Below are 16,247 nucleotides of genomic sequence, written 5' to 3' on the forward strand. Positions count from 1 at the left end.
TCAAAAGAATGAAATTCTGAGCATTCAGGATTTAAAATTCAAAAAGCGAAGAAGTAAACAATAATATAAACAAATAACAAACAAATGTATAGCCCCCAAGCTCCCCTCTCCCTCGGAGAGGGGCCGGGGGTGAGGCCGAGTAACGAAATAAAAAACACTATGAAACTGAATTTAAATGTACAACCGCTGTCTACCTGGTTAAAGCCAGTAAATGAGAATACGCCCCTGGTAATTGCAGGGCCATGCAGCGCCGAAACCGAAGATCAATTACTGGCAACAGCACATTTGCTGGCCAAAACCGGTAAGGTTGCCGCCTTACGTGCCGGTATCTGGAAGCCCCGCACCCGCCCCGGCGAATTTGAAGGTATTGGAAGCATTGGCCTGGAATGGTTAAAACGGGCAAAAGCCGAAACCGGCTTACCGGTTGCCACCGAAGTAGCTACCGCTAAGCACGTTGAAGAAGCGCTGGCCGCCGGCGTAGATGTATTATGGGTTGGTGCACGCTCTACCGCGAATCCGTTTACCGTACAGGAAATTGCCGATGCCGTTCGCGGTGTCGACATCCCGGTTATTGTAAAAAACCCGGTTAATCCCGACCTTTCATTATGGATTGGCGCTTTGGAGCGTATCAACAATGCCGGCATTACCAAGCTTGCCGCCATTCACCGTGGATTCAGCTCGCACGAAAAAACAGCATTCCGCAATCAACCGATGTGGGAACTGGCCATCCAGCTAAAAACACTATGCCCGGAATTACCCATCATCAACGACCCAAGCCACATTTGCGGAAACCGGGAGATCATTCCGTACATCAGTCAGAAAGCCTTAGACCTGGATATGCAGGGACTGATCATCGAATCGCATATTGATCCGTCTATTGCCTGGACCGATGCCAAGCAACAGGTTACCCCTTCTGCCCTGGCGGATATTATCGATCACTTAACATTGCGCCACAGCGAAGCTCAGAATGCCGAATTTTCTGATAAGCTGGCTGAGCTCCGTAAAGAGATCGATCGTTTAGACGACCAGATCATCCAGAAAATTGCCGAGCGCATGAATGTGGCTGAGAAAATCGGTGAGTACAAACGCGATAACGATGTAACTGTTCTTCAGGTTAACCGCTGGGATGAGATCCTGCAAAAGCGTATTACGTTCGGAAAAGCGCTTAAACTGGATGAAGATTTCACAGCCAAGCTGCTGGAGCTTCTCCATAACGAATCTATTCGTAAGCAAACCGAAATTATGAACGCTAAACCCGTTGCTTAATAAGAAATGAGTTCCGAAAACGTCATCGTTTCTAACAGCAAACGCAGCTTTAACGGTATTATACAGCTTACCGGCTCTAAAAGCGAGAGCAACCGTGCCCTGATATTGCAGGCGCTCAGCAACGGGAATATCCGTATTGAAAACCTGTCGTCGGCTGCCGATACCGTTACACTGCATCGTATTCTGCAATCGGAAATTCATAATCCCGGTGCAACGGTAGATATCGGTCCGGCCGGTACGGCCATGCGTTTTCTTACCGCCTACAGCGCTGTGAAAGGCCTGGATGTTACGCTCACCGGAACAGCACGTATGAAGCAACGGCCTATCGGCATGTTGGTTGACGCGTTAAGGGTATTAGGAGCCGATATTTCCTATACAGAAAACGAAGGCTTCCCCCCTATTAAAACAGGGAGCAATTTTGTCCAGAAAGCCAATCGCGTAAGCATTAAAGGCAATGTCAGCTCGCAATACATTACAGCATTACTGTTAGTTGCGCCTACCCTGCCGCAAGGCCTCGATATATATATCGAAGGAGAGCTCACCTCGAAACCCTATGTGGAGATGACACTGACCATGCTCGAACAAAGCGGCATTGCGCATACCTGGACAGGCAATACCATTCATATTGACCCGCAGGCGTTCAAACCGGTTACACTGACTGTAGAGCCCGATTGGAGCGCAGCGTCTTACTGGTATTCCATCGCGGCACTTTCTCAGGAAGCTGTCATCGAACTTCCTTACCTGAAAGCCGATAGTTTGCAGGGCGATAGCCGCATTGCTGATATTATGGCGCATTTTGGGATTGTATCCACGTTCACCGGCAAAGGCCTTACCATCCGTAAAACGGATAAAGAGCTTACCCAGCGTGAGTTTGATTTTAAGGAATGCCCCGATTTGGCACAAACCGTTGTGGTTTGCTGCGCCGCATTGGGGCACAATGCTACCTTTACAGGATTAGAAACGCTTAAGATCAAAGAAACAGACCGGGTAAAAGCGTTACAAAACGAGCTGGCTAAGATCGGTGTAACCCTGACCGAGGATAACGAAACGTATTACCTGGATTGCTCGCAAAAGCATATCCCTGAAAAAGTAAGTATTCATACCTACGATGATCATCGCATGGCCATGGCCTTTGCCCCGCTTGCGCTGGTTATTGATGAGGTTGAAATTGAAGATCACCAGGTAGTAGAAAAATCGTATCCCCATTACTGGGATGATTTGAAAAAAGCAGGATTTAATGTACAAGTACAGACATCAGATGTGAGATGTTAGACGTGAGACCGAATTGGAAATCTCACATCTAAAATCGTATATCTAAAATCTAAAATAACATGGCAGGCAATTCATTCGGACAGTTGTTTCGTATCACTACCTTCGGCGAGTCGCATGGGGCGGCTATTGGAGTGGTAATAGACGGCTGTCCGCCCAATGTTGATATTGACGAGAATTTCATACAATCGGAGCTGGACAAGCGTAAACCCGGCCAGTCCAGGATAACCACCCAACGTCGCGAAAGCGATGAGTTCCAAATCCTTAGCGGAATATTTGAAGGAAAAAGTACCGGAACGCCTTTAACCCTGGTTATTCCTAATGCCGACCAACGCTCTAAAGACTACGACCATAACAAAGATATTTTCCGTCCCTCGCATGCTGATTATGTGTACCAGGAAAAATACGGCATCCGCGATCATCGCGGTGGTGGCCGTTCATCGGCACGGGAAACCGCGGCCCGCGTTGCTGCCGGAGCTGTGGCAAAACTGTTCCTGAAAAAACACGGTATCGAATTTTTTGCCCACGTAACCGGTGTGGGTCAGCTTGAAGCCCCCGAAATTACAATTACCGACATTCCTGCACTCACAGAGATCAGGGAAAGTAACCTGGTGCGTTGTGCCGATGCCCACTTTGCCGAAACCATGACCAACTATATTGACGAAGTACGAAAGGCAGGCGATACCGTTGGCGGACGTATTTCCTGTGTTATCCGTAACGTACCGGTTGGCCTGGGCGAGCCTGTTTTTGATAAGCTGCATGCCGACTTAGGCAAGGCCATGCTAAGTATTAACGCCGTACACGGTTTTGAATATGGCTCCGGCTTTGAGGGTTCTGAAATGAGGGGTTCCGAACATAACGACATTCCTGCACCATCGCAGGAAGGAACCGGCATTAAAACACTGACTAACTTTTCCGGTGGCATACAGGGCGGCATTTCCAACGGGATGGATATTACCTTTAAAGTAGCATTTAAGCCAGTAGCCACCATTATGCATAATCAGCCAACGGTTGATAAATATGGCCACGCTGCCGAAATTAAAGGCAAGGGCCGCCACGATCCTTGTGTAGTGCCGCGTGCCGTCGCTATTGTTGAGGCCATGGCAGCGCTGGTTATCGCCGATCATTTTTTACGGGATAAAATTTATAATAGGGAGTAACTCTTCCCAGGTCTGTCGGGGGGACAGACCTGGGAACGGAAACGTTAATTGTGATCTCTGATCATAAGACCGCTTTTTCAGCCAACCGGCAAATTGCAATAACGAGAAAACCAGATCGTTTGCCCCGGCATGAAGTCCCGGGTTTACCCACATCTTTAACTTAACCTTTACAGCCCTTATCTGCACTATACGCTGTTCTCCTTACTTCCTTCGTTAATCGCTGTCCTCTGCCAGCTGGCGGGTGTTAGCAGCAAGGGCATCGAATGGTATTTATCCTGAGCACTTAAAACGCTCCTTGTAAAAAGGCTTAGTATAACAGAGAATACCCCTATATTTACATCATAAAAAACTCACGGTCATGTCCGGAACATTTTCAAAGATCAAACAGGCTTATAAGCTCTTAACAACTATCGATTTTGCCCAGCTCAGCAAGTTATCAGAGAAAGTTGACCTGGCAAAGGTAATGGATAATGTGTCCCGTTTGGATGATAACCAGTTGAATGGCTTATTGAAAATGTTATCCTCGGGTGGCAAAAAAAAGGAATTGCCTCCGCTTAACGCGGATTTTTATGAGCTGGATCTTCGTTTGAGTGATGAAGACCGGGCTTTACAGCTGAAAGTCCGTGAGTTTATGGAAAAAGAGATCAAGCCCATTGTGAACAATTATTGGCTGCACGATGAATTTCCGTTTGATATTATCCCCAAATTTGCTGCCCTGAACATTTGCGGTGTTACTTACCAGGGTTATGGCTGTCCGGGCAGATCCTCGCTGATGGAAGGCATTATCGCTATGGAGATGGCCCGTGTAGACGCTTCCATAGCAACTTTTTTCGGTGTGCAAAGTGGTCTGGCGATGGGTTCGATATACCGGTGTGGTTCTGAAGAGCAAAAGCAGGAATGGCTGCCGGCCTTACAGCAGCTAAAGGTTATCGGTGCATTCGGTCTTACCGAGCCCGAAGTGGGTTCGGCGGTAGCGGGAGGACTGACCACTACAGCTAAAAAGACCGGAGCGGGATGGGTGCTTAACGGTCAGAAAAAATGGATTGGTAATGCTCCTTTTGCTGATGTAACCATTATCTGGGCCCGCGATGTGGACGACAACCAGGTAAAAGGTTTCCTGGTACGGAAAGGTACGTCCGGTTTTGCGGTTGAAAAAATCAAAGGTAAAATGGCTTTGCGCATTGTGCAGAATGGTTTAATTACGCTGACCGATTGTGTGGTTCCTGAAAGCGATCGTTTGCAGCAGGCCAATTCGTTTAAAGATACCGCCGAAATATTGCGCTTAACCCGTGCCGGTGTGGCCTGGATGGCCGTTGGCTGTGCCCGTGGCGCTTACGAGAGTGCGCTCAATTATACCCGTACCCGCAAGCAATTCGGAAAGCCCATCGCGGCGTTTCAGCTGGTGCAAAACCACCTGGTAGAAATGTTGTCGAATCTCACAGCCATGCAAACGCTGGTTTTCCGCTTATCAGAATTACAGGATGGCGGCCTGCTGAAAGATGAGCATGCTTCGCTGGCTAAGGTATTTTGTTCATTGCGTACCCGCGATATTGTAAGCAAGGCCCGTGAGGTAATGGGCGGAAATGGCATCCTGCTGGATTATGATGTGGCCCGTTTTGTTGCCGATGCCGAAGCGATTTATTCGTACGAAGGCACCAAAGAGATCAATTCACTGATCGTGGGACGGGCGATCACGGGTTTTAGTGCGTTTGTATAAGTAATAGAGGCAAGAATATAGAGACAAGAAACAAGAAAAAAGAAACAAGTTAATCTGAAGAAGAAAGAATGAAAAGGATAATCAATTTTTACTTGCTGTTGATATTGCTTTATGCAATGCCATCCTGCACTGGTAGCCATCAGAAGGACGAAAGCATTGCTTCTCCGGTTGCGCTTTCACATGCAGGCAGCAAGGCTTCCTGTGTTTTTATGACAACAGATGAAAAAGGCGCTCCTGTGGTAAGCTGGGTAGAGGCCGACAGCATGGATCACAAGCAATTTTATTTTGCATACTGGGATGCCGGAACCAGGAGGTTTACAGCGCCAAACCTTATTCCAATAGCAAATAATGCCAGCATCCATGAAGAAGGCATGCCCAAAATCGCCATTAAAGGAGATGGCAGCATCATAGCTATTTACGAAACCTCAATTCCTTCGCCTAAAAGTAAGTGGGGTATTTCCGATGTTCGTTATATTCAATCTTTTGATAAAGGTAAAAGCTGGACTGACGCCCGATCCGTCTCTCAAAATAAAACAGCTGAAGCATCCTGCTCTTTTGCAGGGTTATGCAGGCTTGGCGATGGTGAGATCGGCGCATGCTGGTTAGATACCGACCCGGATCCGAAAGAGAAAGGAAGACCGGTAATGTTTGCAAAAACAGCCGCTAAAGAAGGCTTTGAAAAGCCTGTACTGATTGAGCCACGTGCCTGCCAATGTTGCCGCACGGCTATTGCGAGTGATAAAAACGGACACGTAAGCATCGCGTACCGGGATTTGCTTCCCGGCTCCGTAAGAGATATTTCGGTAAGTCTTTCATCAAATGACGGAAAAACGTTTCAACGTCCTGCGCCTTTCAGCAACGACCATTGGGTAATAGACGGATGTCCTCATAATGGGCCTTCCATCGCTACCAGGAATAATAAAACGTATGTTGCCTGGTTTTCGGGCGGTATGAAAAGCGGCGTGCACTATGCTGAGCTTGATAATTCGGGAAAAATGCTGGTAAAGAAAGATATCAGTGCAAACGGCCGGTTTATACAACTGTGCTTGTTGCCCAATGGTACGCGGATTACCGCTTACAATAAAAACTATAAAGACAGGGATTCAATCTTTAGCAAAATCGTATTGAATAAAATTGACGGAAATACTATCCTTGAAAAGGAAATCACACCTCCTCACGTATTTGCTACATACCCTGTGGTACAACCGCTAAACGATAACCATGTTATTGTGGCCTGGAGCGATAGGGGAAGGGTTTATTACCAGGAACTGAATACGGATACTATTTTAGATAATACAAATGAATCCGCTGTGCAGACGATTTCGCCGGAAAAAATTCCGCCATCCGTTTTTGCTGCACTTTCTTCAAAAACTGATCCTGTTTGTGGTATGCCATTAACCAGCAGAACGATCAGCGATACTACCCTATTCCGGGGAAAAATAGCCGGATTTTGTAACAAACACTGTAAGGAACAATTTTTAAAAGAACCGGATAGATACAGCATCCATTGATCATTGTAATGCGTTCTTAGTTTCGCTGGCTGTAAAACACAGACTGATCTAATACAAATGATAGTTGCTACCATAAACGGATCAATATAAAAATCTATAAAAATTTGCGCAAGTAAATACTTGCATTTATATTTGCAAGCAAATAGTTGCATAATAATGAGAACCAGACGAGACGTATTTCAGGCGATAGCAGATCCAACCAGAAGACAGATCATTGACCTTGTTGCTACTCAACCGCTAAATCTTAATGCGCTTGCAGAAAAATTTGATGTAAGCAGGCAAGCAGTGTCACTTCATGTTAAAATCCTGACAGAATGCGGCCTTTTGGTTGCCCGGCAAAAGGGCAGAGAACGGTATTGCGAGGCACAGCTGGACAAACTGGCCGAGGTTTCTTCGTGGGTTGAGCAGTACAAGAAGTTCTGGACAAGCCGGTTTTCTGCCTTAGAAAAACATTTGGAAGAGGTTAAACTAAAAAATGAACAACATGATAGAAAATGAGCAAAACGAAGCAGAAAACCTTAAACAGGAGGAAGTACTGATAACTCATGTATTCGACGCCAGCCGGGAGTTGGTTTTCAGGGCCTGGACAGAGCCTGAACAATTAATAAAATGGTATGCTCCCGAAGGATGCACCATCACATTCAAGCAGATCGATGTCAGGAAAGGTGGGCGGTTTCATTCCTGTATTTACAATCCGTTATATGGAAATTGTTGGTGTAAAGGCACTTATCTGGAACTGGATTTCCCTGAGAGGATTGTGTTTACTATGGAAGTAACCGATGAGGCAGCAAACGATGTACAGCCTGCAGATGCCGGAATGTCTCCCGGCTGGCCGGCAGTAACTAAAGTGACCGTAACATTTGATGAATCAGGGGGCAAAACAAAAATGATCCTTCATCAAACCGTACCTGCATCGCTTGCCAAAGAAACGGGGGCTTATCCAAGCTGGATCCAGATGTTTAACCGGCTTAATCAGATGCTATGTGATGATTAAACAATGAGCAGATGAAAAGAGTCATTTTATGCATTATCCTGATACCGTTTGTGGTTTCAGGTTACGGAAAAGCGAAGTTAATAGACCATCGTATGTCGATAATAACGGATAGTTTGGGTTTTAAGAGCGGTTATGCTGAGGTGAACGGGCTGAAAATGTATTATGAGATTTACGGACAGGGACATCCGCTTGTATTAATTCATGGTGGTGGGTCTACCATTCAAACCACTTTCGGAAGGGTAATACCGCTTTTTGCCATGCACCGGCAGCTTATCTGTGTTGAATTACAGGCTCATGGCCGCACGGGCGACAGAAATACAGGTATTTCGTTTGAGCAGGATGCGGATGATGTTGCAGCCCTTCTGAAAAATCTTCACATTAAAAAAGCTGATATCTTCGGCTTTAGCAATGGCGGGAATACAGCCCTGCAAATGGCTATCAGGTATCCGCAGTTGTGCAATAAAATTATAGCTGGATCAGTATTGCTGAAGCGTAACGGAACGTTTCCGCAGTTTTGGGAGTTTATGAAGAATGGAACATTTAAGCAAATGCCGCAACCGTATAAAGAGGCCTTTTTAAAAGTTAACCCGGATAGCTCAAAGCTGTTCAATATGTATCAAAAGTGTGCAAACAGGATGATAAATTTCAAGGACTTTAGCGATGAACAAATCAAATCCATAAAGGCTCCTGTGCTTCTCATTAACGGCGATGCCGATGTAGCTACGCCAGAGCATATCGTGGCCATGTCAAGGTTAATCCCTAATTGTAGACTGGCTATTATTCCCGGAGGTCACGGAGCGTACATCGGGGAGATCACGTCCTTAAAGCCAAACTATACTGACAAGGATTTCATTGTACCTATAATAGAGCAATTTCTTGATCAGCCGGCAAAATAATATGGTTCATAATGGCTAAATCCCCACTCTTTTATAAACACATGCGGCTAAAAAGACAATGTTGCTATCTGCCAATGATGAGGCATGGTATGATTTTACAAGGATCATCATGTTGTTGAACGTTATATTAGCAATTTTCAAAGATCAAGCTATACCCATATTACAATGAGGATATTTATTATTCCCGCAGGCAGAAGCACTACTGCAATGGCATTGTGGCCTGTTATTTTGATAAACCGTAAATTACGGGGTAAACCGCTTTCAGCAGAGCTCATCAACCATGAACGGATACATCATCGCCAGCAGTTGGAAATGCTGCTCCTGCTATTTTACCTGTGGTATTGTAGTGAGTTCCTGGTACGTTACCTGAAATATCGCAACTGGAATCAGGCTTACAGGAATATATCGTTTGAACGTGAGGCTTATACCCACGAACACAACTTAAACTACCTGGATACCAGAAAACTTTGGAGTTTTATAAACTTATCTTTGAACTAAGCAGATTGGCCGGCAGCTATTACTATTTAGGAGATTCCGGGCTTGGCCCGGAATAATGACGACAGGAGCTTTTTAACTTGGCGCCTATGCGAAGCCCGAGGTCTCGGGAAAACAATCGAATGAAGTGAGCTCATCAAACTCAGGTTGATATAATTTTATTTACGCCCATTTACAATCCGGAGTTGTAAGGTCGTAGCTTTGGCAAAAACTCGTGGAAGTTCTATCCAAAAGCCCTCCTGTTAACAGTTTAAGTCAGACCTGCTCTACTCCCAAATTCCTAAATTAAGTTAGCTTTTTTACTGCTGCTTCTGTTTTTCATTAAAGCTCATCATCCAGTTAATGCCGAATTTATCGGTCAGCATACCGAAGTAATCGCCCCAAAATGTATTATTCATTGGCATGGTAACCTGTCCGCCTGCTGCCAGTGCATTGAAAATCCTGTCGGCTTCTTCTTTACTGTCTGCCGAAACGGAAATAGAAAAGTTATTGCCCTGCTTAAAGTTTGGAGCCCATTCGCAACCGTAATCGCTTCCCATAAGCATGGATGTCCCAATGGGTAATCCTACGTGCATGATTTTGTTCCTGTCTGCTTCGGGTACTTTATATTCCCCACTTTCGGGCATTTCGCCAAAGCGCCCGATATAGCTAAATTCTCCGCCGAATACGGATTTATAAAAGTTGAATGCTTCCTCGCAATTTCCGTTAAAGTTCAGATAGGTGTTTGTTGTTGCCATTGTTGTAATTGTTTAGAGATTAATAATTTTTGTTTTCACGTAGGCTTTTTAACATCCCCAAGCCTTTTTATACCCGATAAGAGCCAACATAAGTTCAAAATTAGTAATTAATTTTACAGGAACATGCTTCTTTATAGCGCTAATCCTGCATGTGCTATCTTTAAAAAAACAGATAGTGTATTGTGATTCTGTTGCCATTCGTCCTGATGAAACGTTATTTTTCTGCATTTTATTTCTTTCTTAAGCTCCAACAGTACCTGTTCTGACTTCTCCGGCCCGCTTGTAATGGGCAATAATTACTCCACCTGGTGTAAAAATACTTTCTATCAATGTAAATGCTGCCGGGATCGGGCCATTGTCAAATAACTTTTTTCCTTTACCTAAAGTCAGGGGATGGATTTTGAGCCGGAGCTCGTCTACAAGATCATTTTTAAGCAGCAGCTTAACAAGCTCACTGCTGCCCCAAACCTGAATGTCGGAGCCATTTGAATTTTTGAGCTTTTTGATATCTGCCACACTTTTGAGGAATACAGAATTTTTCCATTCTGATTCTTTCATGGTGTTTGACAGGACGTATTTTGTACCTTCATTGATACCCGGCCAAAAGTCGCCATGTTGAGGCCAGTAGCCGGCCCAGATCTCAAATGTTTTTCTGCCCAAAAGATAATCTGCAGGTTTCAGCTCCTCCTGCACCACCTTACTATAAACTTCGTCAGTATACGGTGCTACCCATCCGCCATATTTGAAGCCGCCGGATGTATCTTCCCCTGGTCCGCCGGGCGCCTGCATAACCCCATCTAATGTGATCATTGATAAGACGATTATTTTTCTCATAGCCTGTTCTTTAAAAATTGGTTTTGTTACAATACAAATCTCGCCAACAACCATCATGCTGTTGCTGTGCAAATGCGACAATCTTAGTGGCTGAATGCGAAATGTAGGGATAGTTCTACGTTAGCGGGCTATAGCTACCGGAAAGCGAAGCCAAGCTTCGTGTCTTCACGAAGCTTCCTTATACCGGTTCGTGAAGACACAAACCGGGGCGTTAGTACTATAAAGGATGGAAAAACCACTGCACTATCCGTAGAGTTCCGAAGGGCTCTACGGATCAACATATAGAAAAGAGTCTGCAGACTCTCGTAAAATAAATATAAAGGCCCACGCCAGTATGCCACGTATGTTTCTATGAGTTCAAAAACTCATCATCATTTTACCAATCCGGAGTGACGCTTGCGCTGAACACTCCGGACAGTTGAGTATCACTTAGTCAGTAATAATAAAGCCCGGAGGCTTTTAAGTAACAGCACTAAGCCGGAGCTTAGCGCTATCAGTACCGGAAAGCCAAGCTTCGTGTCTTCACGAAGCTTCCTTATACCGGTTCGTGAAGACACAAACCGGGGCGTTAGTACTATAAAGGATGGAAAAACCACTGCACTATCCGTAGAGTTCCGAAGGGCTCTACGGATCAACATATAGAAAAGAGTCTGCAGACTCTCGTAAAATAAATATAAAGGCCACGCCAGTATGCCAGGTATGTTTCTATGAGTTCAAAAACTCATCATCATTTTACCAATCCGGAGTGACGCTTGCGCTGAACACTCCGGACAGTTGAGTATCACTTAGTCAGTAATAATAAAGCCCGGAAGCTTTTAAGTAACAGCACTAAGCCGGAGCTTAGCGCTATCGGTACTATAGCTACCGGAAAGCGAAGCCAAGCTTCGTGTCTTCACGAAGCTTCCTTATACCGGTTCGTGAAGACACAAACCGGGGCGTTAGAGTTTGCATGGACATAACAGTACTGCCCTAACAAAGCTAAACCCGATAGCAGCAAATACCGGCCTCGTGTGGAATGCTTGCAGGCGTATATGCGGATAGCGGGACTACCGGAACAAACAGGGCTGTGAACCTGCTTTTCTAAAAAATATCAACCGGGCAACTCAACGGTATCTAAAGCCTGTACCAGGGCCAGAAATTTGTTTAAACCCTGCCGTTTGGCTGGTGTAAGCGCATAATCAATACGATTGGTGAGGTAGTCGTGCAGGTCAAAATCAGCACGGGGCGGCAAACCGGCAACCACTTCTTCGCGGTGATTGAGCCCGTATTGCAATGCCTGGTTAAACTCATCGATAAAATCCTGCGAAATGGGTTTATTGGCAGCCCACACGGCAAACACAAAAGGCAGACCGGTAAAGTTTATCCATTCTTCGGCCAGATCATACACATAAGGATATTGCGAGGTTTTACCGAAGGTACGGTCGCCGATCTCTACAAAAGCATCGGCCTGGCCGGAGCTAACCCATTGCGGCTGGTGCTGCCAGTAATTTTTAAGCAATACCCGCGACAGGCTATTGGAGGTACGCGACTGGGAATCGGACCGGATGGTTTTTATTTGCCGGATTGGTTTATTACTGAAAATAAATACCGAATTGACCGGCCCAACGGCGCCTATGCAAAAATCTGAAACGATATGCGCATCGGGTATCTGCAACAGGGCAACGGCCGGAACCAAACCGATATCAGCCTGGTTATCAATTAATTTCCTGGCGCAATCTGAAGGAATATCTAAGCTCAAATCTATTTTATTCAATACTTCGGCATGCTGAATGCCATACACAAAGGGACTGGTGTTGGTATATGAAACGGCTGAAACTCTGATGGTACTCACGGATGGGATAATAAATAGTGTAAATGATCGGTGTTATTAAAATCAACAATGGTGAAATCTGCTCCGTCATATTCCAGACGGTAAAGCGCTGTATTCTGGTGCGGAAACTTTTCCATATTGTAAAGCGGCTGGTTGGTAAGCAGGCACAGGAAAAGGCGTAAAGCCCGGCCGTGCATACAAATCAGTATATTTTTGTGATCGTTTTTTTCAATGAGCTTTTCGAGCACGGTCAGTTGGCGTTCTTTTACTTCCAGCGGACTTTCGCCGCTATCGAATTTAAGGTGAAGGTCGCCCTGCTGCCAGCTTTCGATCATATTTTTAAAGGCCTGGCGGATATCTTCGGTGCTCTCCTGCCCCTCGTAAACGCCCCAAGCCAGCTCATCTAAACCGGCATATTGTGTCCAGGGAATACCTGAATCAATAAACTGCTGTACGGTCTGGTGCGTACGTTTTAAGGTAGAGGTATAAATGTGGTCGAACGGGATATGTTTGTAAGCCCTGAAAAACGCGTCGGCCTGCTTACGGCCGGTTTCATTCAGGTCAGTATCTACGCCACGCCCCTGTACAATGCCGTGCTTATTTAAATCGGTTTCGCCATGCCGAATGATGTAGAGTGTTTTTAAGACAGATTTGTTATCGTTTTGATTTACAGTATTCTGGGACATTATGCTTAACTAAGGGCTTCATCTGTTGCAGGCGATATTACAGGCAGCTTATAAAAAGCCGGCTTTTCGGGTTCGTCTGCAAATACGTAATCGGAATAATCGGTAACCACATGATAAAGGGTATCGCGTTCTATGGGACGACGGCCTACGTGCTTAATGAGGTCTACCAACTGGCGGGTGCTCATAGCAGGATGCTGCTCTTCGGCGCCGGCCATGGAGTAGATTTTGGTGGTATCGTCCAGCGTACCGTCAATATCGTCTACGCCGTAATTCAGCGAAAGCTGGGCGGTATCGCGGCTGATCATGGCCCAATAGGCTTTGATATGGTCGAAGTTATCCAGGTAAATGCGGGCAATGGCGTAATTGCGTAAATCCTCAACTACCGAAACTTCGGGAACATTAGACATCTGGTTATCCTGGTTGCGGAATTTCAGCGGAATGAACGTCTGGAATCCGCCGGTTTTATCCTGGAGCTGCCGTAAGCGTTCCATGTGGTCTACCCGGTGCCAGAACTCCTCGATATGCCCGTACAGCATGGTAGCGTTTGAGCGCATGCCCAGTTTATGCCATTCCTCGTGGATTGCCAGCCATTGTTCGGCCGTACATTTATCTTTGGCTATCTTATCGCGTACCTCGCTGTGAAAAATCTCAGCGCCACCACCGGGAATAGATTCCAGGCCGGCATCTTTCATCAGCTTCATACCGGTAGCGTAATCTATCTTAGCCTTCTTAAAAATATAATGATACTCTACAGGAGTTAATGCCTTGACATGCAGTTCAGGGCGATGCTGCTTTATCCGTGTAAACAGCTCTGAATAAAACGGAACATCGTATTGCGGCAGCACTCCGCCTACAATGTGCACTTCGGTAACGGGCTGGTCATCGTATTTTTTTACGATATCCAGCATTTCATCCATGGTATATTCCCACCCTTCCGAACGCTGTTTTATAAGCCGCGAATACGAGCAGAATTTGCAATCGTACACACATAAATTGGTAGGCTCGATATGGAAATTACGGTTGAAATAGGTGTTATCGCCGTGGCGCTTTTCGCGGATGTAATTGGCAAGCGTACCCAGGTAGTTCAGTTCGCCTTTTTCGTACAGCAGCACGCCTTCATCAAAAGATATCCGCTCATTTTGCTGCACCTTACGGGCTATGGCCTTTAATGCTTCGGGTAAACCGGGGTCATTCAGTAAAACGTCTAACGCTGACTCGTTCATGAATTGTTCTTTACCAGACAAAAGTACAATAATGCGTTAAAAAGCCCTATCATTTGGATGTAACTCTTTTGAGGGAGGAAGGTGAAAGGTTTAATGGAGAATGGACAGTTGACAGATGACAATGGAGAATGGACAGATGACAGTTGAGAATGGACAGTTGACAGATGACAATGGAGAATGGACAGATGACAGTGGAGAATGGACAGATGACAATGGAGAATGGACAGATGACAATGGAGAATGGACAGATGACAGTGGAGAATGGGCAATGGACAGTTGAGAGGTGACAATGGAGAATGGAGAATGGACAGATGACAGTGGAGAATGGGCAGTGCTTTTTTAGTCCGAAAGTTGGAAAAGTCCGGAAGACCGGAAGCTTACTCCCTCCTTTGCGCCACCGCTAAGGCGACACGCGGTTGGGAGGGCCGGGGTGGGCCTCTATAGGGTCATCGTTCATGGTGGATAGTCCGCAGGCCGGGAAGCGGGAAAGTAAAGCACATATTGATGTATAGGGATCAGCCTGAACTATATTACTTAAACCAGCCTTTTCGCCAGAAATAGATAATTTGCAAAATGGCGATAAGCAGCATGGCAATGAGCGTATAGATGTAGCCATTGGGCGAGTATAATTCGGGCATATTATACTTTAAAATGCGGTGCGTAATGGGGTCTTCGTAGGCAAAATTCATACCGTATATACCGGCAATGAAGGTTAACGGAATGAAAATGGACGAAATAATGGTTAACACTTTCATGATCTCGTTCATACGGTTACTGATAATGGATAAATTCATGTCAATAAGCGTAGTGGTAACGTCCTTATAGCTTTCGATGAGGTCTACAGCCTGCATACAGTGGTCGTAAGCATCTTTCAGGAATGTGCGTGTATAATCCGTAACAAGAGGCGATTCTGAGCGCAGCATGTCGTTCAGCTTGTCGCGTTCGGGCCAGGCGGCCCGGCGGATCATGATCATTACCCGTTTAATATCCTGCATTTTATACATGATATTCCTGTTGGGCTTGCGATATAAAAGCTCTTCGATGGTGTCCAGTTCGTCGCCCAGCTTATAGATCAGATTGAAATAATAATCGATAATTAAATCGGTCAAGGCATATAGCATGTACGATGGTCCGGCGGTACGTATGCTGCCTTTACCGCCTCTAAGGCGCTCAATAACCGGCTTAAACGTATTGTTATGCGATTCCTGAAAACTTAGCAGCGTATTTTGGGTGAGGATGAAGGATACCTGCTCTGATTCAATTTCATGATGCTTGTTTATAAAAATGTGCCTGCTTACCGCAAAGTTATACCCTTCGTACTCATCGAGCTTAGAACGCTGGTTGTTGTTGGTAATATCTTCAACCACCAGGCTGTGGATATTATATCTTTTGCTGATGAAATTGTATATTTCAATATCGCCAAGCCCCTGGATGTCTATCCACGAAGTATGTTCGGGATACTTATCTAATATAATTTCAAGCTCATGCACATTGTCTGCCGTCTCTTCAACCAGCTCTTTCTCATTATAACAATACACATTGATCTTGGAGGCCAGCGCTGTTTCGCTTAAGCGGATGATTCCCGGACTGGAGCCCGGTTCTGTTACCGGCCTGGTATGCTTTATTACTAAGCGCTTTATTTTCGACAT

General features: G+C 45.5%; 16 protein-coding genes. 10 read left to right on the forward strand and 6 right to left on the reverse strand.

The features are described from left to right. Window positions 1-159 precede the first annotated feature (159 nt). The 9 genes from FW774_RS10120 to FW774_RS10160 all read left to right on the forward strand — a co-directional run bounded on the left by FW774_RS10120 (window position 160) and on the right by FW774_RS10160 (window position 9,311). Window positions 160-1,266, forward strand: coding sequence for a chorismate mutase (locus tag FW774_RS10120; protein ID WP_149348064.1), 1,107 nt, complete (start codon window positions 160-162; stop codon window positions 1,264-1,266). A 6-nt stretch (window positions 1,267-1,272) separates the two neighbouring features. After that, complete coding sequence (aroA, locus tag FW774_RS10125) at window positions 1,273-2,538, forward strand: 3-phosphoshikimate 1-carboxyvinyltransferase (RefSeq protein WP_149348065.1); 1,266 nt, start codon at window positions 1,273-1,275, stop codon at window positions 2,536-2,538. A gap of 59 nt (window positions 2,539-2,597) precedes the next feature. Then, the gene (aroC, locus tag FW774_RS10130; RefSeq protein WP_149348066.1) at window positions 2,598-3,695 is read left to right on the forward strand and encodes a chorismate synthase; all 1,098 of its coding nucleotides are present in this window, start codon (window positions 2,598-2,600) and stop codon (window positions 3,693-3,695) included. A 358-nt stretch (window positions 3,696-4,053) separates the two neighbouring features. Continuing rightward, window positions 4,054-5,412: an acyl-CoA dehydrogenase family protein gene (locus tag FW774_RS10135; protein ID WP_149348067.1), complete on the forward strand. Its 1,359-nt coding sequence runs from the start codon at window positions 4,054-4,056 to the stop codon at window positions 5,410-5,412. Between the two features lie 68 nt (window positions 5,413-5,480). After that, window positions 5,481-6,923: an exo-alpha-sialidase gene (locus FW774_RS10140; protein ID WP_149348068.1), complete on the forward strand. Its 1,443-nt coding sequence runs from the start codon at window positions 5,481-5,483 to the stop codon at window positions 6,921-6,923. A 156-nt stretch (window positions 6,924-7,079) separates the two neighbouring features. Further along, entirely contained in the window at window positions 7,080-7,421 is a 342-nt protein-coding gene (locus FW774_RS10145; RefSeq protein ID WP_149348069.1) for an ArsR/SmtB family transcription factor, read from the forward strand. Further along, entirely contained in the window at window positions 7,408-7,917 is a 510-nt protein-coding gene (locus tag FW774_RS10150; protein ID WP_149348070.1) for an SRPBCC domain-containing protein, read from the forward strand. Before FW774_RS10145 ends, FW774_RS10150 begins: the two co-directional genes overlap by 14 nt. An 11-nt stretch (window positions 7,918-7,928) precedes the next feature. Next, complete coding sequence (locus FW774_RS10155) at window positions 7,929-8,813, forward strand: alpha/beta fold hydrolase (protein ID WP_149348071.1); 885 nt, start codon at window positions 7,929-7,931, stop codon at window positions 8,811-8,813. A gap of 165 nt (window positions 8,814-8,978) precedes the next feature. Further along, a complete protein-coding gene (locus tag FW774_RS10160) occupies window positions 8,979-9,311 on the forward strand; it encodes a hypothetical protein (protein WP_149348072.1) in 333 nt (110 codons plus the stop codon). A gap of 296 nt (window positions 9,312-9,607) precedes the next feature. On the opposite strand, the gene FW774_RS10165 is transcribed toward FW774_RS10160, so the two are convergent. The 5 genes from FW774_RS10165 to mqnE all read right to left on the reverse strand — a co-directional run bounded on the left by FW774_RS10165 (window position 9,608) and on the right by mqnE (window position 14,598). Further along, entirely contained in the window at window positions 9,608-10,045 is a 438-nt protein-coding gene (locus FW774_RS10165; RefSeq protein WP_149348073.1) for a VOC family protein, read from the reverse strand. A gap of 240 nt (window positions 10,046-10,285) precedes the next feature. Further along, window positions 10,286-10,879: a dihydrofolate reductase family protein gene (locus FW774_RS10170; protein WP_149348074.1), complete on the reverse strand. Its 594-nt coding sequence runs from the start codon at window positions 10,877-10,879 to the stop codon at window positions 10,286-10,288. Between the two features lie 1,090 nt (window positions 10,880-11,969). Continuing rightward, complete coding sequence (locus tag FW774_RS10175; protein ID WP_149348075.1) at window positions 11,970-12,710, reverse strand: menaquinone biosynthetic enzyme MqnA/MqnD family protein; 741 nt, start codon at window positions 12,708-12,710, stop codon at window positions 11,970-11,972. Then, entirely contained in the window at window positions 12,707-13,375 is a 669-nt protein-coding gene (locus tag FW774_RS10180; protein WP_149348076.1) for a histidine phosphatase family protein, read from the reverse strand. Before FW774_RS10180 ends, FW774_RS10175 begins: the two co-directional genes overlap by 4 nt. A 5-nt stretch (window positions 13,376-13,380) precedes the next feature. After that, window positions 13,381-14,598, reverse strand: coding sequence for an aminofutalosine synthase MqnE (gene mqnE, locus FW774_RS10185; protein ID WP_149348077.1), 1,218 nt, complete (start codon window positions 14,596-14,598; stop codon window positions 13,381-13,383). A 157-nt stretch (window positions 14,599-14,755) separates the two neighbouring features. Between mqnE and FW774_RS20725 the strand changes: the two genes are divergently transcribed. Further along, window positions 14,756-14,878 carry a hypothetical protein gene (locus FW774_RS20725; RefSeq protein ID WP_262714436.1) on the forward strand — a complete coding sequence of 41 codons (123 nt, stop codon included), beginning with the start codon at window positions 14,756-14,758 and terminating at the stop codon, window positions 14,876-14,878. A gap of 250 nt (window positions 14,879-15,128) precedes the next feature. On the opposite strand, the gene corA is transcribed toward FW774_RS20725, so the two are convergent. Continuing rightward, window positions 15,129-16,247, reverse strand: a complete 1,119-nt coding sequence (corA, locus tag FW774_RS10190) for a magnesium/cobalt transporter CorA (protein WP_149348078.1) — start codon at window positions 16,245-16,247, stop codon at window positions 15,129-15,131.

It is taken from the genome of Pedobacter sp. BS3 (genome assembly GCF_008274585.1).
In the GTDB taxonomy this organism is placed as follows: domain Bacteria; phylum Bacteroidota; class Bacteroidia; order Sphingobacteriales; family Sphingobacteriaceae; genus Hufsiella_A.